Source organism: Pseudoalteromonas sp. P1-26 (assembly GCF_001401795.1).
GTDB lineage: Bacteria > Pseudomonadota > Gammaproteobacteria > Enterobacterales > Alteromonadaceae > Pseudoalteromonas.
In genome coordinates, this window is the sequence record NZ_LKDX01000011.1 from 66,230 (window position 1) to 89,739 (window position 23,510).

Below are 23,510 nucleotides of genomic sequence, written 5' to 3' on the forward strand. Positions count from 1 at the left end.
AATCATTCTAGTACGGTTATTGGCAAGTTAAAAGAGAGTATTTAATGAGTAATTTACACGCGCTTCCCGAGTCACTTCATCAGTTAGGCCAAACCCGCTTCGCGAGCTTGTATGAGGGGCAAACTGAGCAACAAAAGATTATTAACTTGCTGTCTTTAAGTGACTTTGCGTGGAACTGCTTACAATCTCAGCCTGATTTAAAAGACTGGTTACTTGATGATAAGGAGCTTGCTAATCGTGCAGTTGAAGCTCCGTTAAGTAATTCTGAAATCAATGAACTGGATGACAATGCTGCGCTGGCAAAGTTACGTTTGTATCGAGAAAAATACTGGTTGAAAGTGGCTTTTCTTGATTTGTGCTGTGCAAACCCAATTGCCGATAGCATCGCTTATATCTCGGCCCTTGCAAACCAGCTTATCGATAGTGCCAATCAGTGGGCCTTTGCGCAGGTCGCAAAAGTCAGTGGCATGCCGCTTGATGATGACGATAATGCAATGCCAATGTTAGTTTTAGGTATGGGCAAACTTGGTGGGGGAGAGCTTAACTACTCATCTGACATAGATTTAATTTTTTCTTACCCTCGCGATGTTGCAACGCAAGGGGGGCGCCGCTCCATTGAAGCGCAAGTTTTTTATACCAAAGTGGCGCAAAAGCTAATTATGGCGCTTAACCAAACCACGGTAAATGGCCAAGTGTTTCGGGTTGATATGCGCCTGCGCCCATTTGGTGAAAGTGGGCCTTTGGTAATGAGTTTTCATGCAATGGAAGATTATTACCAAGAACAAGGACGTGAGTGGGAACGCTACGCCATGCTAAAAGGGCGATTAATTGGCACAGAAAATAGGTATTGGGATGAGTTTTATGAATTGCTAAGGCCGTTTGTGTACCGCCGCTATATTGATTTTTCGGTGATTGAATCGCTGCGCAAGATGAAGCAAATGATTGCTCAAGAGGTACGCCGAAAGCGCCTTACAAACAATATCAAATTAGGTGCTGGCGGCATTCGAGAAGTAGAGTTTGTAGTACAAGCGCTGCAAATGGTCCGAGGCGGCCGTGAAGCGAACCTACAAACTCAGTCATTATTGGTTGCTTTAAAAGAGCTGGTTAACAACCAAGTGATGTCGAATAAAGAAGCTGAGTTATTAACACAAAACTATTTAGACTTACGTCAAATTGAGCAGTACCTACAGATTTTCGATGATAAGCAAACGCAAACCCTACCTGATGACGAGTTAAACCAGCAGCGTTTATGCTATTTGCTCAATAAAGATGATTTTGATCAGTGTTTAACTAGCATTGAGCAGACCATGTCTCAAGTCCATGGTGAGTTCGAACAAGTGATTGGCTTTGAAAGCGAAACGGCAGATCCGTGTGAAAGTGAGTACATTAGCGCTTGGGAAATGACAGATGTTAGCCTGATGTGTGAGCCAAATCTTGACTGGCAAGCGGCACTTGAAGATTTTAAAGCGCGCTTAACTAAGGCGAAAATTGGCAGTCGAGGTCGTGATATCCTCGACAAATTAATGCCGCTTTTACTTAAACAGCTAACAGTTACAAAAGCCAGTAGCGACGCTTTTACCATGATTTGCCAAGTGCTGAACAAGATTATCTCACGAACTGCCTACCTAGAGCTGTTATATGAAAACCCAGGTGCCTTAAATCAACTGGTGGCACTTTGCTGTCATAGTAAATGGATTGGCGAGCATATCTCTCGTTACCCAATTTTACTTGATGAGCTGATTGACCCCCAGGTGCTTTATAAACCGACGCCTTTATCTGCTTACAAAGATGAAATTAGGCAATATTTCTTGCGTATAGAGCATGGCGACTTAGAGCTGCAAATGGAAGCACTTCGTCAGTTTAAACAAACGCATCAGTTACGCATTGCTGCAGCCGATGCAACCGGTGTACTGAGTGTGATGAAGGTAAGCGATCACCTTACTGCACTTGCTGAGGCTATTGTAGAGCAAGCGGTCAATATTGCATGGCATGCATGTGTTGAGCGCTTTGGTCGGCCAGCGAATACCTCAGATCAAGAAAAGGGCTTTGCTGTTATTGCTTACGGCAAAACTGGCGGCTTTGAAGTTGGCTACGATTCAGATTTAGATCTGGTATTTGTGCATAACCACGATGGTAGCAGCTATACCGATGGTGATAAGTCGATTGATTCCCGTCAGTTTTACTTAAAGCTTGCGCAGCGCTTAATGCATCTATTCAACACCCGAACTGCGTCAGGCATATTGTATGAGCTTGATACTCGTTTACGTCCTGAAGGGGCATCGGGTTTACTAGCTATTAATTTAGAAAGTTACTACCACTATCAGCAAACTCAAGCATGGACCTGGGAACATCAAGCTTTGGTTCGTTCACGCATGATTTATGGGCAAGATTCGTTGCGAGAGCGTTTTGCACAAATCCGCAAAGACGTTTTGTGCCAAGCCCGCGATAATGAGAAGCTTAAGACTGATGTGGTTGAGATGCGTGAAAAAATGCGCGCTCACCTTGCTAAAGGTAATGATGATCTGTTTGATTTAAAGCAAGATAGGGGCGGTATCACAGATATTGAGTTTATCACTCAGTACTTGGTGCTAAATAATGCTATGCGGCACTCTGAGCTAACGACCTGGTCTGACAATGTGCGCATTTTAGCTGATGCTGCGCGCTTAGGCTGTATTACTGAGCAAATGCAGCAAGAATTAGTGGCTGCGTATATTGCTTATCGTTCACGTTACCATGTAATGAGTTTGAATCAGCAGGGGCGTTGTGCGCCTCGTGCTGAGTTAACTCAGCACATCGACTTAGTAAGTCAGGCGTGGCAGCAGGTGTTTTAGCTTTTTAAGCGACGGCAGTTTTCGCGCACATAAGCAGAGGGCAGCTCAGTGATAACCGCGGCTCTTTGCTTAAAGCAAAAATAGGTGTAAACCTCATTCTCGAAATCATCGTTGATGGCGCGGCCAACCTGATAAAGGGTTGAGACAAAGTTACTATCAACGCGAAAATGATCTTTTACAACATAGTCTTTGCTTAAATACCAGTACAGTACGATATCTTCGTGACGAGCATAGTCAGAGAGTACATCTTTTAAGGTGTTACCATTTTCAAAGCGGCGCGGTTGAATATCACCAGTCCAGTTAGGTGATGAAGGCTCTACGACTTTTTCGCGTTCAAAAAGTGCGACATCTAAGCTGGTTTCTGGCGTAGGTAATTTAAGAACGTATTTATCGCGCTCATTATTCTTGTTATTTACTTGGTTACGTAGCGCCGCATAAAAGCGCGATAATCCTTGCGCTGCAGCATTTTTGGTATCTTTAATGTCCATTACTGGACCACTACCAAATAAAAAGTAAATAGCAGCAGCAATCAAAATAACAGCTAATGATAAATGCTTAACCCAAAACCACATTTCTAATACTCTTGTTGTTGATTAGCTTTATAAAACCATACAAACGGTAAAATGTCACTCTACTTGTAATAAGAAGGTGCATTCTTATCAGGGCGAGTTTTAAAGCGACGGTGAAGCCACATATACTGCTCAGGCGCTAAATCGATAGCTTGTTCCATACGCTGATTTACGTGGGTAACGTCTGCAAGGTCATCGCCACTTGGGAAGTTTTCAAGTGCAGGTAATACCTCTAGATGGTAGCGACCCTCTTCATCACGACGGCTCGTTAAGCTTACTGTTTCGCAGTTACGGCTACTTGAAAATAACAGCGTTCCTGTTGTTGTTGCTGCTTCTTTTACCGCATAAAAAGGCGCAAATTCGCAGCGGTTACGGCCGTAATCTTGATCTGGCAAATAGTAGCAAACCTTTTTATTTTTAAGCGCTTGCAGTAAGCCTTTAACATCTTTTTTGCCAATTAAGTATTCGTTAGAACGAAGACGACCGTTAGTCGTGAAATATTCCATTAAAGGGTTGTTATGCGGGCGATAAAAGCCAATACCTTGGTGTTTAACACCCATAATACGGCTCGCCATTTCTAGGTGTAAAAAGTGTGGCACAAGCAACAGCACACCTTTACCTGATTGCTGAGCTTTTTCAAAGTGCTCTAGGCCTTTAACAGAACCAAACACTTTATTGATTCGCCACTGGGGCCACCACCAAGCCATGCCGGTTTCCATCATTGCAATACCGGTATTTTCCATATTCTTTCGAACTAGTTCGCGTTGTTCATGCTCTGGCATATCAGGAAAACATAAACGAATGTTTACCTCAGCAATATGGCGACGACGTTTCATAAAACGGTGTACTAAACGGCCAAGCAGTTTTCCAAGCGCTAGTTGTAATTTATGTGGTAACCAAGAGATAAGATATAAAAAGAACACGCCAATCCAAGTTAACCAGTAGCGAGGGCCTAAAAAAGACGCTTTAAAAGGAGATGAACTAACCACAAAAAAATCTCTAAAAATAAAAAAGCTAGTTTAACTGTATGTCCTTAAAAACACAAAAAAGCCAGCACGAGGCTGGCTTTACAATAAGGACTTTATAGAAGAAATGCTTAGATTTCTTTTAAACCTTGGTTAATTGCAACAAGGTCTTCGCTAGTTAGTGTACCAGCAGCTTGTTTCAAGCGAAGTGTTGAAACAACATAGCGGTAACGAACGTTTGCTAAATTACTTTTTGCATTGTAAAGGTTTTGCGTGCTGATCAGTACGTCTACGATAGTACGTGTACCAACTTCAAAGCCTGCTTCAGTTGCTTTAAGCGCACTTTCAGCAGAAACAACAGCTTGTTGTAGCGCTTTATAAGTAGCAATGTCAGACACTACTTGGTTGTACGATGTGATAACCGAACGAGTTACTGCACGTAAGCTTGCTTCTAAATCTTCACTTGCCGCAACATAGAAAGCGCGTGCTTGATCTGTCGCTGCTGTTGTTGCACCACCTGAGTAGATAGGTAGGCTGAAGTTAACACCAATACTTGTACTATCTTCGCGTGGCTGGTGTGAGTTGCTGTTTAGATCAGTTAGGCTGTCACCGTATGAAGCACTTAATGTTAGCTTCGGATAGTGACCTGCTTTTGCTAAATCGATTTGATCTTTAGCAATATCAACCGTTACTTTTGAAACTTGCAGATTTAAGTTTTGGTCTTTTGCAATTTCAATGTAGTCAGTTGACTGCTTTTTAGGTGCAACAGTTGAAAACGTTTCAGTATTCAACATGTCTAATTTCGCGTGGTATTTACCAGTGATTTCGCGAAGTTGCTCACGCGCTGTTTCAACACTGTTCTTAGCAACGATTTCTTGTGCAACAGAGTTATCGTACTGAGCTTGCGCTTCGTGTACGTCAGTGATAGCTGTTAAACCTACTGCATAGCGCTCTTTAGTTTGTTGTAATTGGCGCTCGATGGCACGTTTTTCTGCTTGAACAAACTCAAGGTTATCGATTGCGCTTAGTACGTTGAAGTAACCTTCAGCAACACGAACAATTAAGTCTTGGCGTGCAAAATCATACTGAGCGTTTGCTTGTAACGCTTGTTTATCTGCAATACCGAGTGAATTCCATGCACCTAAATCAAACAGCGTTTGGTTTAAGCTAATACCACGGCTAAATTCATCAGGATCATAGTCATAACCTGCATAACCCGTAGCATCATTACCCTCGTAAAGATCTGATTTGGTTGATTGGTAACCAAGGCTTAAACCAATTTGTGGTAATAGTGCACTTAACGCGCGATCGCTCTCATAGGCTTGTGCATCTGCTTGGGCTTTTGCTTTAAGTACGGTAGGATCGTTTGCTGTCGCAATTTCGTAAACTTGTAGTAAGTCTTCAGCGTAACTAGCTGTTGCAGTCAGTGCGCTTGAAAACCCGATCAGCGCAGCGAGTAGTGTTTTTTTCATTGTTCGTTCAGTCCTTAGACAATTTTGTACTGTGACCATGGTACTCTTTTTTAATGAATAACCAAAAAAAAATTACGTAAATCTGCATGTCCAAGTGTAACAGAATATAATTGGCCGTAACATTTACTTAAAACGCAAAGGAAATAGTGAATGAAAATATCAGCAATCTCACAATTTAATCATGATGACATAGAGTTAAAGCCGATTGAGCGTGTTTATGATGGTTTCTTTAAAATTAATACTTATCGCTTTCATCATGCATTGTTTGCTGGTGGTAAATCAGTAGAAGTTAAACGCGAAATTTTAGAGCGTGGCCATGCTGTTGCTGTACTTCCTTATGACCCTAAGACTGACCAAGTTTTATTAATCGAACAAATCAGAATCGGAGCGCTCGCATCAAAGCAGTCACCTTGGTTACTTGAGTGTATTGCAGGCATGGCAGATGGCAGTACTGATTATGAAGATGTAGCGAAGCGCGAAGCGTTCGAAGAAGCGGGAATTGAGCTTAACGAGCTAGAATTTATGATGTCGTATCTATCAAGCCCCGGCGGCACCACGGAGCGTTTGTATTTATATTTAGCGCGCACTGACTTAGCAGGGTATCAAGGCGGTATTTTTGGCCTTGATAATGAAGATGAAGATATCAAAACCCATGTAATGTCATACGATGAAGCTATGCTGCGTCTAGAACAGGGTGAAATAGACAATGCAGCGACAGTTATCTCATTACAGTGGTTAGCACTGAATAAGCAACGTATACTGTCTGATTGGAAAAACTCATAGGTGATTATTTTGTCGTACGTCAGTGCCCAGCAGCGTTATATTCAAAGCTTACCTAAGTACTTAACTTTGTGTGAGCATAATTACGTGCGTGCGCTCAAGCTATTACCTAATGAGCGCCGTATAGGTCAGGAGCGAAAGGTACAACTAGGGCACAGCACTTTTGCGGTTAAAGTTGACGATACAGCAAAATACACTACAGATATTTCTATCAAACAAGAAGCCGGTAATTTGCCTTCGGTTAAGCCTTTGTATTTAACGGTACGTATGTATCATGATGCGAAAGTCGCTGAAATTGTGCATCATGATTTTCATCAGCGCATCAAGCCTTCCTATGCTTACCCGAATCCGAATATGCATCAAAAAGATGAAAAATATCAACTTAACGCCTTCTTATATGACTGGCTGGTGGCTTGTGTTGAAAACGGCCGAGCAGTTTTAAATTGGGATGTAAATAATGGCTTGGTTTAGTAACGCCTACCATTTTGATAAAACAGCACTGAAAGTTGCCCATATCACTGATTGCCACTTATCAAAAGACACGACGGGTGAATACTTTAACGTGAATACGGCAGCGTATTTTGGGCGCTGTTTACAGGTTATTTCTGAGCTCGATGTGGATTGTGTGGTATTTGGTGGTGATTTAACACAAGATCACAGCACTGAGTCTTACCAGCTTTTTGCTAAATTAATAGCAGACTCAGCGCTGAGTTGTCCGGTGTTTTGGTTGCCGGGTAATCATGATGAACTTGCCGAATATGAAAAGCTTACAAGCCCGCAAATTTTAAACAATAAGCGAATTACCTTTTTAGGTGGGCAGCTGCTGTTGGCAAACTCAAAAGGCCCAACGCCAGCAGGTTGGGTAACACAAACGCATTTAGATGAATTAAGCCAAGCGGTAGGGCAGGTACCTAGCGTGGTGTTTTGTCATCATAACCCGCTGCCTATTCAAGCCTACCTAGATAAACATATGCTAGAAAATGGCCCGCAGTTTTTAAATACCTGTGTTAATACTGAGCAGTGTGTGGGGGTATTTCATGGTCATGTGCATCATGGGTACACGCAAACCTACCGTAATCTTAGTGTGTATGCGACACCGGCCAGCTCAATACAGTTTACCAAACACACTATGGCGTGGCTGCAAGAGGATTTGGGCCCCGCATTTCGACTCATCGACTTAAACATTGATGAGCAACAAAACTTACTATTAAGCACGGATGTAGTATGGCTAAACGAGTAATTTATATTCATGGCTTTAATAGCTCTGAGCAATCTTACAAAGCCGTTCGTTTTGGTGAGCACATGGCGCAATTTGATGTCGATTATCAGGTGCCGCGATTAACTCATGAGCCATTACATGCAATTTTACAATTAGAACAACTGCTAAATGATGATACTGTATTACTAGGTAGTTCATTAGGCGGTTTTTATGCGACCTATTTGTCGCAACGTTATTCGATCCCTGCGGTGGTCATTAACCCTGCAGTTCGCCCATTTGAGTTACTTGATAACTATTTAGGGGAAAACTATAACCCGTACCAAGACAGTCATTATGAACTTGGTACCCGTCACATGGATGCATTGCGTAGCTTATATTTGCCGCAATTAGACACCCCTTCATTGATTTATTTGCTACAGCAAACGGGCGATGAAGTACTGCCGTTTCAGCAGGCGGTTAAATATTATTCTCAGTGTAAGCAACACGTTGAATTTGGAGGCGATCATAGTTTTATCGGCTTCGAACAAACCTTTGCAAGTATTGTAGATTTTCTTAAAATCACGTAAAACATAGCTAAGCGCATAAAAGATATAAAAACTATGAGTCAGCAAAATTATAACGCCGAAGCAATTGAAGTCTTAAACGGATTAGAGCCCGTAAAACGCCGCCCAGGTATGTATACCGACACGGTTCGACCTAATCATTTAGGTCAAGAAGTTATCGATAACAGTGTCGATGAAGCAATGGCAGGTCATGCCACTAAAATAGATGTCATCCTTCATGAAGATAACTCCCTTGAGGTTATCGATGATGGCCGTGGTATGCCGATTGATATTCACCCTGAGGAAGGTATTCCAGGGGTGGAGCTTATTTTTACCAAGCTGCACGCCGGTGGTAAGTTCTCTAATAAAAACTATCAGTTTTCGGGTGGTTTACACGGTGTAGGTATTTCGGTTGTAAATGCGCTATCGACTCGTGTTGAAGTCACTGTGCGCCGTGATGCGCAGCAATTTCGTATGGCCTTTGAAAACGGTGACAAGGTTGAAGATTTAAACGTCATTGGCACTGTGGGTAAGCGTAATACAGGTACAACCGTGCGTTTTTGGCCTGATGCTAGCTATTTTGACTCAGCTAACTTTTCTATCACTAAGCTTAATCACTTATTAAAAGCCAAAGCGGTATTGTGCCCAGGCCTGCGCATTAAGTTTACTAACAAGCAAACCAAAGAAAGCCAAGAATGGTATTACGAAACAGGTTTAAAAGATTACCTAGTTGAAGCAGTTAAAGGTTTTGAAGTATTACCAAAAGAGCCGTTTATTGGTGACTTTTCAAGTTCAACAGAAGGCGCTGACTGGGCTGTTGTATGGCTACCTGAAGGCGGTGAATCAATCGCTGAAAGTTATGTAAACTTAATTCCTACTGCACAAGGCGGTACGCATGTTAATGGTTTACGCCAAGGCTTGCTTGAAGCAATGCGTGAATTCTGTGAATTCAGAAACTTACTACCACGCGGTGTAAAGCTAACGCCAGATGATATTTGGGAGCGCTGTAGCTACGTATTATCGGTTAAAATGCAAGACCCACAATTTGCAGGCCAAACAAAAGAAAAGCTTTCATCTCGCTCATGTGCTGCGTTTGTATCTGGTGTAGTGAAAGACTCATTTAGTTTATGGTTAAACGAGCATACAGAAACTGCAGAATTATTAGCTGAGTTATGTATCTCAAATGCGCAGCGCCGTTTACGTGCTGCTAAAAAAGTCGTGCGTAAGCGTGTTACCTCAGGCCCTGCATTACCGGGTAAATTAACTGACTGTAGCGCCCAAGATAATGACCGTACTGAACTGTTTTTAGTAGAGGGTGACTCAGCGGGTGGTTCAGCAAAACAAGCGCGCGACCGTGAATTCCAAGCAATCATGCCGCTGCGCGGTAAAATCTTAAATACCTGGGAAGTTGAATCTGGGCAGATTTTAGCATCGCAAGAGGTGCATGATATTTCTGTCGCTTTGGGTATTGACCCTGATTCAAGTGATTTATCTGGTCTGCGTTATAACAAAATTTGTATCTTGGCCGATGCTGACTCGGATGGATTGCACATTGCTACCTTGCTTTGTGCGCTTTTTGTTCGTCACTTTCCATCGCTTATCAAACAAGGCCATGTGTATGTAGCTATGCCGCCGCTATTTCGTATCGACATTGGTAAAGAGGTTTACTACGCCCTTGATGAAGACGAAAAGAACGGTATTTTAGCGCGCATTGAAGCTGAGAAAAAACGCGGTAAGGTTAATGTTCAACGCTTCAAAGGGTTAGGTGAAATGAACCCGTTACAATTACGCGAAACCACCATGGATCCTAATACGCGTCGTTTAGTGCAACTAACTTTAGACGAAGAAGAACAAACCATGGAAATGATGGATATGTTACTTGCGAAGAAACGTTCGTCAGACCGTCGCCAATGGTTAGAAGATCACGGTAACCGCGCAGAAGTTTAATAAAGGGTGTAGCAACTTAGTTGCTAGCAAAGAATTAAAGGGCAAGACAAAAATGAAAAAACTACTGACCTCATTATTATCGCTGAGCTTGTTATCAGCGCCTGTAATGGCAAAAGATATTCTCGATAAATTAACAGTTGCTGATGGCTTTTCTATAAGCCTGTTTGCCGATGATGTTGAAAACGCGCGTCAAATTGCGGTATCAAAAAGAGGCATTGTTTACGCAGGTTCGCGTAAAGCAGGTAATGTTTATGCACTGATTGACCACAACAGTGATGGTGTTGCAGATAAAAAGATTGTCATTGCTACTGGCCTTGAAATGCCATCAGGTTTAGCGATTAAAGATGGTGATTTATATGTGGCTGAAGTGTCACGTATCATTCGTTTTAAAGACGTAGACAAAAACCTAAAAGATCCTAAATTTGACGTGGTATACGACAAGTTTCCAACTGATCGTCACCATGGTTGGAAGTTTATTAGTTTTGCGCCAACCGGTGAGCTAATTGTGCCAGTGGGTGTGCCATGTAACATTTGTGCGGAAGACGACAAATACGGCCGTATCTTCTCGTTAGATGTGGATACAAAAGAAATTAAAACCATCGCCAAAGGTGTTCGTAACTCAGTTGGTTTTGATTATCACCCTACAACGAATGCATTTTGGTTTAGTGATAACGGCCGTGACATGATGGGCGATGACATGCCACCATGCGAAATTAACCGTGTTGGTGAAGGTGAAGAGGGCGCGCATTATGGTTTCCCTTATGTTCACGCTGGTGCGATTTTAGATCCTGAGTTTGGCAAAGGTAAAAGTATTGCTGACTATAAATCGCCAGCCCTTGCACTTGGTGCTCATGTTGCTCCTCTAGGTATTCATTTTTATAACGGTAAGCAGTTTCCTGCTAAATACAAAGAGCAGCTTTTTGTTGCTGAGCATGGTTCGTGGAACCGTAGTAAAAAATCAGGCTATAAAGTGATGCTAGCGAATGTTGAACAAGGTCGTATTACTAAGTACACCCCGTTCATCACAGGCTTTATGCAAAACGAAGAAACATTTGGTCGCCCAGTTGCATTTGCAGAGCTTGCAGATGGCAGCTTATTGATCTCAGACGACTTTGCTAATGTGATCTATCGCGTTAGTGCTAAGAAAAAATAGGTAAGCGTTAATGAGTGATACAGATACCTTGCTGATGCAAGGCGTAGAACAACAAACAATGGGGCGCTTTACTGAAGACGCCTACTTAAACTACTCAATGTACGTCATCATGGACCGTGCTTTACCTCATGTAGGTGATGGTCTTAAGCCTGTACAGCGTCGTATCATCTATGCAATGAGCGAGCTGGGGCTATCGGCGCAAGCAAAATATAAAAAATCAGCCCGTACCGTGGGTGATGTACTGGGTAAATACCACCCCCATGGCGATAGTGCTTGTTACGAAGCGATGGTGTTAATGGCGCAGCCGTTTTCTTACCGCTACCCGCTGGTGGACGGTCAAGGTAACTGGGGGGCTGCCGATGATCCTAAATCATTTGCTGCAATGCGTTACACCGAAGCGCGTTTATCTAAGTTCTCAGAAGTTCTGCTAAAAGAGCTGGGTCAAGGCACTGTAGATTGGACCGCAAACTTTGACGGTACACTTGATGAGCCAATGGTGTTACCTGCGCGTTTACCACACATCTTACTTAATGGTGTAACGGGGATTGCGGTAGGTATGGCAACCGATATTCCACCACACAATGTGCGTGAAGTTGCCAGTGCCTGTTGTCTATTACTTGATAAGCCAAAGACAGAAATCGAAGAGTTGCTTGAGTTAGTGCATGCGCCTGACTACCCAACAGAAGCTGAAATCATCACACCAAAAGACGATATTCGTAAGATTTATCAAACCGGACGTGGTTCTATCAAGATGCGTGCAATTTACACTGAAGAGCAAGGTGACATAGTGATCACCGCGCTGCCTCATCAGTGTTCAGGTGCAAAAGTGCTTGAGCAAATTGCAGCCCAGATGAATGCTAAAAAGTTGCCAATGGTTGCTGATTTACGTGACGAATCTGATCACGAAAACCCAACTCGTATCGTGATTGTACCGCGTTCAAACCGCATTAAAGCTGAGCCACTAATGGCGCACCTATTTGCAACCACAGATTTAGAAAAGAACTACCGCGTAAACTTAAACATGCTTGGCCTTGATGGTCGTCCGCAAGTTAAAGATTTACGTAGTATTTTAACCGAGTGGTTAACGTTCCGCCGTGAAACAGTTCGCCGCCGCTTACAGCACCGTTTAGATAAAGTATTAGCTCGCTTACATATTTTAGAAGGTTTATTAACGGCCTTTTTAAATATTGATGAAGTTATCGAAATTATCCGTACTGAAGATAAACCAAAGCCTGTATTAATGGAGCGTTTTGGTTTAACTGATATTCAAGCGGAAGCGATTTTAGAGTTAAAACTACGTCATTTAGCAAAACTTGAAGAGTTCAAGATTAAAGGTGAGCAGGATGAACTTGCCCTTGAGCGTGACAAGCTAGAGCAAACGCTTGGTTCAGAACGTCGTATGTCGACCTTGATGAAAAAAGAAATCCAAGAAGCGGCTGAAATGTATGGCGATGATCGTCGCTCACCAGTTGTTGAACGTTTAGAAGCAAAAGCGTTAAGTGAAAAAGACCTTATCCCTTCAGAGTCAGTGACCGTTGTGTTATCTGAAAAAGGTTGGGCACGTGTTGGCAAAGGCCATGATTTAGATGTTGAAGGGCTAAGTTACAAGTCAGGCGACAGCTATAAAGCCTCAGCGCGCGGTAAGAGCAATCAACCTGCAGTGTTCTTAGACTCAAGTGGTCGTGCTTTTGCTACTGATGCACACAGTTTACCTTCAGCTCGAAGCCAAGGTGAGCCAATGACAGGGCGCTTTAACTTAAGCGCAGGAGCCAACTTTGAGCATGTGGTGATGGCAGAAGACAACCAAGTGTTGTTAATGGCCTCAGATGCAGGTTATGGCTTTATAAGCGACTTTAAAGATCTGGTGAGTAAAAATAAAAACGGTAAAGCGCTGGTCAGTGTTCCTAAAGGCGGTGAATTACTCGCGCCAATTAGAGTAACAGATGTAGCAACAGATTACTGTATGGCAATTTCTAATGAAGGCCGCATGTTGTTATTCCCACTGCGTGATTTACCTAAGCTTAGTAAGGGTAAAGGAAATAAGATTATTTCTATCCCAAGTGCGAAAGTACAAGCCCGAGAAGAGTTTGTAAAAGTACTGGCTGTGGTGCCTGCGGGCAGTAGCGTAACCCTGCATGCAGGGAAACGAAAACTGACACTTAAACCGGCTGATCTTGAGCATTATCATGGTGAACGTGGTAGACGAGGTAATAAATTACCGCGTGGCTTACAGCGTGTTGATGAAGCTGTAGTCGAAGTGACTCAAACAGATGATAGTGATGAGTCGCCAAGCGAAGTAACAGAGTAAAAAATAAAAGGTCTGCAATTGCAGGCCTTTTTTATTGTTAAAACGTTATGAAATTTTAAGCGTACACATGTGCGCTTAAAGCTATGGAAATGGTATTTTTCACGTTATAATGCGCGCTGATTAGTACGAGGAGAATTCGTTTGTTAGCTATTTTTCGCATAATTTTCATGGCGTTATTCATTGTTTTGAGCTGTGTTTTTGGGCTGCTTTTATGCATCGTCAAGCCGTTTCATACTAATAACGTGCATATTATTTCGGGTTGGTTTTGCAAGGTAGCTAAAATTTTAGGTGTCAAACTAGAGCTTAAATATCACGAGACTCCAAAAAATATAGGCCCTGCTGTCTATGTAGCAAATCATCAAAATAACTATGACCTATTCACTTTACCTGCCATGGTGCCAGAAAACTGTGTAAGCCTTGGTAAAAAAAGCCTTAAATGGATCCCATTTTTTGGTCAACTATATTGGTTATCGGGAAACATCTTAATTGACCGCGCTAACCGTTCAAAAGCAGCAGGCACAATCTCTAAATCAGCTGAGAAAATAAAACAAAAAGGCTTATCGGTTTGGATGTTTCCTGAGGGTACGCGAAGCTATGGCCGTGGTTTATTACCTTTTAAAACAGGGGCATTTCACACGGCAATGAGTGCTGATGTGCCAGTAGTGCCAGTTTGTATGAGTACAACGCACAAAACTATTAAGCTAAATCGCTGGGATAATGGTACAATTTACCTCGAAATGTTAGCGCCAATTTATCTTGATAAAGACGTATCTGCTCGTGACCATGCTTCACATGTTCATCAGATTATGGCTGCTAAAATAACTGAATTAGATGCTCAAGTGAGAAACAAATAATGGAAAATTGGCGCGAAATTACTGAAGACATCGTTACTTCATTGCTTGAAGATGGCTCAGATCCTGAAGTACTTTATGAAGTGGAACACCACTTTGTTAGCGAAAATTTTGAAAAGCTAGAGCAAGCCGCTTTAGCCGCTTTTAAACTAGGTTACGATGTTGAAGAACCTGCAGAACTTGAGCTAGAAGACGGCGAGAAAGTGTGGAGCTTTGACGTGGTTGTTGAGTGTGAACTTGAAGTAGAAGCGATTATGGAAGACGTAGACAAGCTAGAAGCGCTTGCTCAGCAAACCGACGTTGAATACGACGGCTGGGGTACTTACTTTCAGGAGTAAAGTTAGCGAGTTGCTAGGGATGGGAAGTTAGCAAGTTTCAAGAGTAAAGTTAGCGAGTTTCTTGAGTCGTTAGCTAAGCGATTCTAGCTTTACTCTTTCTAACTTTCCCCTAGAAACTTTCCCCTTTCTAACTTTCCCCTTTCTAACTTTCCCCTTTCTAACTTCTTAACTCATACCTATTTCGTATTCGCTACCCAATCTATAGACATTTGTAATCAATTAGCGATAATAAAAAACTCGATGTTTTTATGCGCTAAGCTCACATATGCTTATTACCTTACCCATTGCCGAACTTGTACCAGGGATGTTTGTTGACAGTGTCAGTAAGCAACAAGAGCATGTAAATAGTATTAAGATCAAAACACGTGGTTTAGTGCGTGATAAAACGATTATTCAACGCCTTATCTCTGAGGGGGTTGAAGAGCTACTCATCGACTTTACACAAAGCGATGTTGCACTCCCTAAAAAATACCAACCAAAGCCTGAACCGGCTAAACCTAAGGTTGAACAAAAGCCTGCAGCTAACGAAGCACCACAAGGGATAACGGTTCAACAAGAGTTTCTAAAAGCCAGCGTGCATTACGAGCAGCACAGCCGAAAATTGCAAGGTTTCTACTCAGATATCACATCGGGTTTAAAGGTGAATGTAGCTGTGCTTGATGATATCGCCGTTGATATAGTCAGCTCGGTATTTCGTAATCACAATGCCTTAACTATTTTAACTCGCCTTAAAGATAAACATATTTATAACTGGCGGCACATGATCAACACCGCTATTTTGGTGAGTGTGTTTGCTAAGTACCTAGGTTACAAAGAAAAGACAATTAAAGAGCTGGCAATGGGTGCATTGATGCACGATATCGGTCAGGCGAAAATGCCACAAGGTGTATTGTCTAAACCAAGTGCCTTGAACGACAACGAAATGCAAGTTGTTAAAAAGCATGTGGCGCAGAGTTTAGGTTTAGTGAAAGGTGAAAAGGGCATTACGCCGTTAATGCTCGATATGATAGTGAATCACCATGAGCGTTTAGATGGTACAGGTTACCCTCGCGGTATTGCAGCTGAAAAGCTGAGCCGTGCAGCCCGTATGATGGCAATCGTCGATGTTTATGATGCTATGACAGCAGACAGGCCGCATCAAATGGGAGAAGAGCCAATCTCAGCGCTGCGTTATTTACTTGCCAATAAGCAATTGTTTGACTCTGAGTTGGTGCAACGCTTTATTAAATGCCTAGGGGTGCACCCTGTTGGAACGATTGTGAAGTTGAATAATGAGCGCTTGGCGTTAGTGATGGAAGGTAACCACGAAAACCCAATTAAGCCGAAAATAAAGATCTTCTATAATGCCAAGCATAAGCATCATATTACTGCCAAAGATGTCGATTTAAGCGTAGAAAAAGAACTAAAAATTATTGCGAGTATTAAGCCTCTAGATTATCAGCTTAATTTGGCTCGTTTGTTAAAAGAGCATCTGCTTGTTTAGACTTAACACAGCGTTTTTTGGCACTGCGTTTTGCTGATATAAATGCACCACTAAAACAACTCGTCATTAATACCAACCACAGCAATGTGCCTTTTTCTACATGTAAGGCCACACAACATAACAGTAGTGATAAAACAGCACTCAGCATGGCGCCTAGCCAATAGTGATTGACTGGGTTATCGCAATCACCCGCTTTAGTGCACGCGCAATAGTTTGCTTTACAAAAATAATGAACACTCACACCACATAACATCAGTGCCGCAATAATCAATGCGATTTCCATACTCAAACTCAACAGTAAAACCTTTATTTTTAGTCTAAAGGGACAAGAAATAGATGTCAATGCAAATGATAATTACTACTGTTTGTTGTTTTTGTAATCAGAGCTCTGATGAGTTTTAATAAGTTGTTATCTTGTTGTTAAAATGCGGGTTTTTTACCTATTTCTAACGAAAAATTACAGTTTTTTGATCTTAATTAAGGTAATGTTCGAAAGTTTGTAATCATTAGAATAAAACATCTAATACCAACATACAGCGCTAATCTTTTATGCTTAACTAATAGGTTGCCCTCATTGTTGGATTAGCTTTCGCACAAGTTTGCAAGAGGACACAGATTTATGAAGTTCACTAAAACACTAATTGCAGCATCACTTGCTGTTGTTTCTGCTGACAGCTTCGCTGCAGCTTTCCAATTAGCAGAGCAAAACGTTTCAGGTTTAGGTCGCGCATACGCTGGTGAAGCAGCTGTTGCAGATGACGCATCAGTTGTTGCTCGTAACCCTGCACTTATGTCTTTATTCAAAGACAAGCAAATCTCAGTAGCAGGTATTGCTGTAATTCCAGATGTAAGTTTAAAAGGCGAAAGTGCTGCATACGGCTTAGATGAAAGCTCTATCGATGAAGATAGCATCGCACCATCTGCATTTATCCCTGCAGGTTACTTCACAATGCCTTTAAACGATAAAGTGTCTTTAGGCTTTGGTGCTTTTTCAAACTTCGGTCTTTCAACTGAGTTTAAAGATGACTACGCGGCAGGCTCTATTGCAGGTGAAACTGAAATCGTAACAGTTAACATGAATGCTAGCGCTTCATATAAAATCAACGAACAGTTCAGCTTAGGTCTTGGTTTAAACTATGTTTATGCTGATGCAAAAGTTGTTCGTAATGCAGGTACTAATCCATTTGGTTTACCAGCTAGCACGCAAATTGCTCACCTTGAAGGTGACGACTACGGCTTTGGTTGGAACATTGGTGCTATGTATCAGTTAGACGAAAACAACCGTTTTGGTTTTAACTACCGCAGTGAAACAGATATCGACTTTGAAGGCGAGTACTCAAACCAACTTCCAGCTGCAGTTGGCGGTTTAGCGGGTACTACAGTACCAGGTGAGTTAAAACTGACTTTACCAGCAATTGCTGAGTTCTCTGGTTCACATCAACTTGATAAGAAGCTAGGCGTACACTACAGCATCTTATGGACTGGTTGGGACAGCTTCCAAAAATTAGAAGCTTATACACCAAGCCTTGAAACGCCTGTATTCTCTAAAGAAGAGAACTTCTCAGATTCAATGCGTTACTCTATCGGTACTGACTACCAGTACAGCGATGCACTTTTACTTCGTGCAGGTATTGCATACGATGAGTCACCAGCAGACCAATCACACCTTTCAATCTCTATCCCTGATACAGATCGTTTCTGGTTCTCGTTTGGTGGTAACTACGCATTCAGCGAAAACTCAAATGTTGACTTAGGTGTAAGTATCCTTCGTGGTAAAACACAAAACTTCTCTGAAAAAGACAGCCTAGCTGCTTCTTTAGGCCAAGATGTTTCATGGGAATATGAATCAAAAGGTCACGCAGTTCTAATTGGTGCTCAGTACAACTACAAATTTTAATTTTGACGCGACGTAAAGTCGCTGCTACAGAGCATTAAAAAGCCGCGCTATAACAATGTTATAGCGCGGCTTTTTTGTAAGCGCGAATAAATCGCGCTTTATATATGCTGTTATAGACTTTCGATTTTCGCTTTTTGCGCTAATAGTTTGTCTTTCGCATCTGTAAACTCAGCCAGCTTAGCATGCTCTTTAGCAAGCACGGCTTCTGGCGCGTTATTTACGAACTTCTCGTTAGCTAATTTGTTATTAACTTGAGCTAAGCCTTTCTCTGCTTTTTCAAGCTGCTTCGCGATACGAGCTAGTTCAGCTTCAACATCGATTAGGCCAGCCATTGGGATCATGATCTCAAGGTTACCAACATACGATGTTGCACACGCAGGTGCTTCGTCTTTGCTATCAAGAAGCGTGAACTCTTCAAGCTTAGCAAGAGACGCTAAGAAAGCTTCGTTTTCCGTTAAGCGGCGTTTGTCTTCGTCAGACGCATTAGCAAGCAATACCGATAATGGTTTGCTTGGGCTGATATCCATTTCACCACGGATGTTACGAATAGCAAGAATGAATTGTTTAACCCACTCTAGGTCGTCCATCGCTTGGCTATCAACATTTGCTTCATTGTAAACAGGGAAACCTTGAACCATGATGCTAGTGCCCGCAGTTTCGATACCTGCAAGTGGTGCAACACGTTGCCAAATCGTTTCTGTGATGTATGGCATTAACGGGTGCATTAAGCGAAGTAGGCTTTCTAATACCGTGATTAAGGTATGACGAGTGCCACGTTGCTGTGCTTCGTTGCCTTTAAACAATACTGGTTTAGTAAGCTCTAGGTACCAGTCACAGAATTGGTTCCAAGTGAACTCATAAATAGTGTTTGCGGCTAGGTCAAAACGGTAGTTTTCTAGATGCTCAGTATAGGTTTTAACAGTTGCTTCAAACTGGCCTAAAATCCAACGATCAGCGAGTGAATACTGTTTCTCAGCATCTGTAGCGAAACCACAGTCTTGCTCTTCTGTATTCATTAATACGTAACGACTTGCGTTCCATAGTTTGTTACAGAAGTTACGGTAACCTTCAAGACGGTTCATATCCCAGTTGATATCACGACCCGTTGAAGCCATTGCTGCAAGGGTGAAACGCAGTGCGTCTGTACCGTGTGCTTCGATACCGTTTTCGAATGTTTTACGAGTGTTCTTCTCAATCTTCTTCGCTAGTTGTGGCTGCATCATGTTACCAGTGCGCTTTTCAACTAGGCTTTCAAGATCGATACCGTCAATCATGTCGATAGGATCAAGTACGTTACCTTTCGATTTAGACATCTTATCGCCGTTTTCATCGCGGATAAGGCCAGTTACGTAAACGGTTTTAAATGGTACTTGTGGCTTGCCGTCTTCATCTTTGATGAAGTGCATGGTCATCATGATCATACGAGCAACCCAGAAGAAGATGATATCGAAACCTGTTACCAATACGTCAGACGGGTGGAACGTTTTTAAATCATCAGTGTTTGCCGGCCAACCTTGCGTTGAGAAAGTCCAAAGCGCAGATGAGAACCAGGTATCTAAAACGTCTTCGTCTTGCTTAAGTGCAACATCATCAGCAAGGTTGTTATCGCGGCGTACTTCAGCTTCGTCACGACCAACGTAAACGTTGCCTTCGTTATCGTACCAAGCTGGGATGCGGTGACCCCACCAAAGCTGACGTGAAATACACCAGTCTTGTACGTCGTTCATCCACGAGAAGTACATGTTCTCGTATTGTTGAGGCACGAACTTAATGTCGCCATTTTTAACGGCTTCTTTTGCAGGCTCAGCAAGTGGTGCTACGCGCACGTACCACTGATCAGTAAGAAGTGGCTCAATCACTACGCCAGAACGGTCACCGTAAGGTACCGTTAGGCTATGATCTTCAATTTTTTCTAATAGACCAAGTTCTTCAAATTCGCTCACAATCGCTTTTCGTGCATCAAAGCGGTCAAGGCCATGTAGGCGCTCAGGAATTGGCGCATCTAATTCAAGCTCTTTACCGTCGAATGTGTAGCTTTCACCTTCGCTTAATACCGCAGCATCTTTATTGAAGATGTTGATCATTGGTAGTTGGTGACGTTTACCTACTTCGTTATCGTTAAAGTCGTGGGCAGGCGTGATTTTCACACAACCTGTGCCTTTTTCCATGTCTGCATGCTCATCGGCAACAATTGGAATACGGCGGTTTACGATAGGCAGTAAAATTTCTTTACCGATCAGATCTTGGTAACGCTCATCATCAGGGTTAACAGCAACACCTGAATCACCTAGCATTGTTTCAGGACGTGTTGTCGCAACAATGATGTAGTCTTTACCATCTTTGGTTTTTACGCCATCAGCAAGTGGGTAACGTAGGTTCCACATGTGACCTTGTTTGTCTTTGTTTTCAACTTCAAGATCAGAAATCGCAGTGTGTAGCTTAGGATCCCAGTTAACTAGGCGCTTACCACGGTAGATTAAATCTTCTTTGTGAAGACGTACGAATACTTCTTTAACCGCTTCAGAAAGGCCTTCGTCCATAGTGAAACGCTCACGGTCCCAATCTACAGAAGCGCCTAAACGACGTAATTGTTTAGTGATCGTGCCACCAGAGTGGTTTTTCCACTCCCAGATTTTATCGATAAATGCTTCACGGCCTAGGTCGTGACGTGTTTTACCTTCTTCAGCAGCAAGCTTACGCTCAACAAGCATTTGCGTTGCGATACCCGCGTGGTCAGTACCTACTTGCCATAAAGTGTTGTTGCCTTGCATACGCTTTAAACGCGTTAGCGTATCCATGATGGTATCTTGGAACGCGTGGCCCATGTGTAAGCTACCCGTGACGTTTGGTGGCGGGATCATAATTGAGTATGCGTCACCTTGGCCAGACGGTTTAAAGTAGCCATTTTCTTCCCAGCCTTGGTATAAAGACTGTTCAATATCTTGCGGATTATAGGTTTTATCCATTACACAGAACCTTAAATAAATGCTTAAATGTCAATTTCTTGCGTTGCAATATGGGCGCCCAGTTGGCGAAGCTTTTTAAACCGCTCTCGGGCGGCTTGCTTAGCATTTGGCTCAACGGGTACGAAATCATAAACCTGCTGAAAACGGCGAATAAAATCCGGTAGGTGTTCAGCTAAGTTGATTAATATTTTTCTGTTGCCGACAGGTGGAGTCATACCAATTTCAACCGGAGCGCCACCTTTAGGGCCTTCACCTTGTAAGTTGTGAGGTACAAAACTATCTGGTTCAAATGACCAAATGATGTCGTCGATTGTGTGGGCCGTGTCGGTGTTATCAGCGTAAATAAATACGCGATGACCTAGACGATACTGATCCGCAGCAATTTTAGCTGCCAGATCGAAAACAGCGCCAGCCGTTTGGTGGGCACTATCATCTTGTTTTAGAACGTAAAATTGTGCGTTCATATTCATAGTGACTTTCGTCCCCACAGATACACAGATCAAAGCAGGGATTTTGACATAGAACGCGAATTGCTTCAATTAATAAGGCGCCATTTGGCGCCTTATTTAGGGATAGTTTTAAGCTTGCGATAAGGCTTAATCGTGACTTGCTTCACTCACGCCTGCGCGGTTTAGTAAATACTGAGTCAACATAGGTACCGGACGACCGGTTGCACCTTTGTTTTTACCGCCGCTGCGCCATGCCGTACCTGCGATATCTAAATGCGCCCAGTTATATTTTTTGGTGAATTTAGATAAGAAGCATGCCGCTGTAATGGTGCCTGCGGCACGGCCACCTAAGTTGGTGAAATCAGCGAATGGGCTTTCAAGTTGCTCTTGATAGTCATCCCATAAAGGTAACTGCCATGCGCGGTCGCCACTTTGCTCAGACGCTTTTAGTAGGTCATGGGCCAGTGGGTTGTGGTTTGATAGTAAACCTGTGGCATGTGAACCCAGCGCGATAATACACGCACCTGTCAGTGTTGCTACGTCGACAACGGTATCAGGTTCAAAGCGCTCAACATAAGTGAGTGCATCACACAGTACTAAACGGCCTTCAGCGTCGGTATTTAACACTTCAACTGTTTGCCCCGACATAGTTGTTAAGATATCACCCGGGCGATAAGCATTTGAGCCTGGCATGTTTTCACAACCCGCTAAAACACCGACAACGTTAATTGGTAATTGCATTTGCACTAAAGCGCGCATAGTACCAATAACACCTGCTGCACCACCCATGTCGTATTTCATTTCATCCATGGCCTCGCCTGGTTTGATTGAAATACCACCTGAGTCAAAGGTTAAGCCTTTACCCACTAACACGATTGGCGCTTGGTCTTTGTCGCCACCTTGATAGTTGATCACTGACATAACCGATTCATTAGCACTACCACGGCCAACTGCTAGGTATGAATTCATGCCCAGTTCTGCCATTTTTTCTTCGCCGATAATATCAACGCTTACATTATCGAAGTTATCAGCAATTTCTTGTGCTTGCTCACCTAAATAAGCAGGGTTACAGATATTTGGCGGCATGTTGGCAACATCTTTACATAACTTGCTACCTGCAGCGATGGCTAAGCCATGCTCAATTGCACTTTCGCCAATGGTTAACTCGCGACGCGTTGGTACGTTGAAAACAATTTTACGTAGTGGGCGACGTGGGTCGCTCTTTTTGCTTTTCAGTTGATTGAAGGTGTACAAGCAGTCTTGAGTTGTTTCAACTGCTTGGCGTACTTTCCAATAAGTGTCACGGCTTTTAACGTGTTGCTCAGTTAAAAAGCATACCGCTTCCATCGAACCTGTTTCGTTTAGCGTGTTAATCGTTTTTGAGATGATTTGTTTATATTGTTTGTCATCAAGCTCACGCTCTTTACCACAACCTACTAGTAGTACACGCTCGCTCAGTACATTAGGTACATGATGCAATAGCAATACTTGGCCAGGTTTACCTTCAAGGTCACCACGGCGTAGTAAGTTTGAGATATAACCGTCACTGATTTTATCTAATTGTTCACCAATGGGGGATAAACGACGTGGCTCATAAACGCCTACTACAATACATGCGCTACGTTGCTTTTCTGGACTACCACTTTTTACGCTAAATTCCATTGTTACTCCTGATATTGAGTCGTATAACCTTAGTTTATAAGGGTAAGAAATTCTTTTTCGAGTCCTTTCTTACATTTT

19 protein-coding genes are annotated in these 23,510 nt (G+C 42.6%); 12 read left to right on the forward strand and 7 right to left on the reverse strand.

Going from position 1 to position 23,510, the window contains the following annotated elements:
• The first annotated feature begins 44 nt into the window (after window positions 1-44).
• Window positions 45-2,831 carry a bifunctional [glutamate--ammonia ligase]-adenylyl-L-tyrosine phosphorylase/[glutamate--ammonia-ligase] adenylyltransferase gene (gene glnE / locus AN394_RS07990; RefSeq protein WP_055021193.1) on the forward strand — a complete coding sequence of 929 codons (2,787 nt, stop codon included), beginning with the start codon at window positions 45-47 and terminating at the stop codon, window positions 2,829-2,831.
• Here the strand turns inward: glnE and AN394_RS07995 are convergent.
• The 3 genes from AN394_RS07995 to tolC all read right to left on the reverse strand — a co-directional run bounded on the left by AN394_RS07995 (window position 2,828) and on the right by tolC (window position 5,837).
• Window positions 2,828-3,403: a TcpQ domain-containing protein gene (locus tag AN394_RS07995; RefSeq protein ID WP_054562731.1), complete on the reverse strand. Its 576-nt coding sequence runs from the start codon at window positions 3,401-3,403 to the stop codon at window positions 2,828-2,830. The two genes, glnE and AN394_RS07995, sit on opposite strands and share 4 nt — an antisense overlap.
• 59 nt (window positions 3,404-3,462) lie before the next feature.
• Window positions 3,463-4,389: an LpxL/LpxP family Kdo(2)-lipid IV(A) lauroyl/palmitoleoyl acyltransferase gene (gene lpxL / locus AN394_RS08000; RefSeq protein WP_054562730.1), complete on the reverse strand. Its 927-nt coding sequence runs from the start codon at window positions 4,387-4,389 to the stop codon at window positions 3,463-3,465.
• A gap of 107 nt (window positions 4,390-4,496) precedes the next feature.
• Window positions 4,497-5,837, reverse strand: a complete 1,341-nt coding sequence (tolC, locus tag AN394_RS08005) for an outer membrane channel protein TolC (RefSeq protein ID WP_055021194.1) — start codon at window positions 5,835-5,837, stop codon at window positions 4,497-4,499.
• Window positions 5,838-5,987: 150 nt separating this feature from the next.
• Here tolC and AN394_RS08010 point away from each other — a divergent pair, with 150 nt between their 5' ends.
• The 10 genes from AN394_RS08010 to AN394_RS08055 all read left to right on the forward strand — a co-directional run bounded on the left by AN394_RS08010 (window position 5,988) and on the right by AN394_RS08055 (window position 16,458).
• Window positions 5,988-6,620, forward strand: a complete 633-nt coding sequence (locus AN394_RS08010) for an NUDIX domain-containing protein (protein WP_054562728.1) — start codon at window positions 5,988-5,990, stop codon at window positions 6,618-6,620.
• Window positions 6,621-6,629: 9 nt separating this feature from the next.
• Window positions 6,630-7,088, forward strand: coding sequence for a DUF1249 domain-containing protein (locus AN394_RS08015; protein ID WP_055021209.1), 459 nt, complete (start codon window positions 6,630-6,632; stop codon window positions 7,086-7,088).
• Window positions 7,075-7,857 (forward strand): metallophosphoesterase, encoded by a 783-nt coding sequence (locus tag AN394_RS08020; protein ID WP_055021195.1) that lies wholly within the window; start codon window positions 7,075-7,077, stop codon window positions 7,855-7,857. The genes AN394_RS08015 and AN394_RS08020 overlap by 14 nt, the downstream gene beginning before the upstream one ends.
• Complete coding sequence (locus AN394_RS08025; protein ID WP_055021196.1) at window positions 7,842-8,402, forward strand: YqiA/YcfP family alpha/beta fold hydrolase; 561 nt, start codon at window positions 7,842-7,844, stop codon at window positions 8,400-8,402. Before AN394_RS08020 ends, AN394_RS08025 begins: the two co-directional genes overlap by 16 nt.
• A gap of 33 nt (window positions 8,403-8,435) precedes the next feature.
• Window positions 8,436-10,325, forward strand: coding sequence for a DNA topoisomerase IV subunit B (gene parE, locus AN394_RS08030; RefSeq protein ID WP_054552648.1), 1,890 nt, complete (start codon window positions 8,436-8,438; stop codon window positions 10,323-10,325).
• A gap of 52 nt (window positions 10,326-10,377) precedes the next feature.
• A complete protein-coding gene (locus tag AN394_RS08035) occupies window positions 10,378-11,478 on the forward strand; it encodes a sorbosone dehydrogenase family protein (RefSeq protein WP_054562724.1) in 1,101 nt (366 codons plus the stop codon).
• 10 nt (window positions 11,479-11,488) lie between these two features.
• A complete protein-coding gene (gene parC, locus AN394_RS08040; protein ID WP_055021197.1) occupies window positions 11,489-13,786 on the forward strand; it encodes a DNA topoisomerase IV subunit A in 2,298 nt (765 codons plus the stop codon).
• A gap of 167 nt (window positions 13,787-13,953) precedes the next feature.
• On the forward strand, window positions 13,954-14,640 hold the full coding sequence (locus AN394_RS08045; protein ID WP_082422959.1) for a 1-acylglycerol-3-phosphate O-acyltransferase: 687 nt from the start codon (window positions 13,954-13,956) through the stop codon (window positions 14,638-14,640).
• Window positions 14,640-14,975: a ribonuclease E inhibitor RraB gene (gene rraB / locus AN394_RS08050; RefSeq protein WP_054562721.1), complete on the forward strand. Its 336-nt coding sequence runs from the start codon at window positions 14,640-14,642 to the stop codon at window positions 14,973-14,975. Before AN394_RS08045 ends, rraB begins: the two co-directional genes overlap by 1 nt.
• A gap of 265 nt (window positions 14,976-15,240) precedes the next feature.
• Window positions 15,241-16,458, forward strand: a complete 1,218-nt coding sequence (locus AN394_RS08055; protein ID WP_055021199.1) for an HD-GYP domain-containing protein — start codon at window positions 15,241-15,243, stop codon at window positions 16,456-16,458.
• Here AN394_RS08055 and AN394_RS08060 read toward each other — a convergent pair.
• Entirely contained in the window at window positions 16,418-16,741 is a 324-nt protein-coding gene (locus AN394_RS08060; RefSeq protein ID WP_054562719.1) for a hypothetical protein, read from the reverse strand. The two genes, AN394_RS08055 and AN394_RS08060, sit on opposite strands and share 41 nt — an antisense overlap.
• 336 nt (window positions 16,742-17,077) lie before the next feature.
• Between AN394_RS08060 and AN394_RS08065 the strand changes: the two genes are divergently transcribed.
• Window positions 17,078-18,355: an outer membrane protein transport protein gene (locus tag AN394_RS08065; RefSeq protein WP_055021200.1), complete on the forward strand. Its 1,278-nt coding sequence runs from the start codon at window positions 17,078-17,080 to the stop codon at window positions 18,353-18,355.
• A 110-nt stretch (window positions 18,356-18,465) separates the two neighbouring features.
• On the opposite strand, the gene AN394_RS08070 is transcribed toward AN394_RS08065, so the two are convergent.
• The 3 genes from AN394_RS08070 to pepA all read right to left on the reverse strand — a co-directional run bounded on the left by AN394_RS08070 (window position 18,466) and on the right by pepA (window position 23,432).
• A complete protein-coding gene (locus AN394_RS08070; RefSeq protein ID WP_054562717.1) occupies window positions 18,466-21,321 on the reverse strand; it encodes a valine--tRNA ligase in 2,856 nt (951 codons plus the stop codon).
• Window positions 21,322-21,344: 23 nt separating this feature from the next.
• The gene (locus AN394_RS08075) at window positions 21,345-21,791 is read right to left on the reverse strand and encodes a DNA polymerase III subunit chi (RefSeq protein ID WP_054562716.1); all 447 of its coding nucleotides are present in this window, start codon (window positions 21,789-21,791) and stop codon (window positions 21,345-21,347) included.
• A 126-nt stretch (window positions 21,792-21,917) separates the two neighbouring features.
• On the reverse strand, window positions 21,918-23,432 hold the full coding sequence (pepA, locus tag AN394_RS08080; protein ID WP_054552638.1) for a leucyl aminopeptidase: 1,515 nt from the start codon (window positions 23,430-23,432) through the stop codon (window positions 21,918-21,920).
• Between the last annotated feature and the right edge of the window lie 78 nt (window positions 23,433-23,510).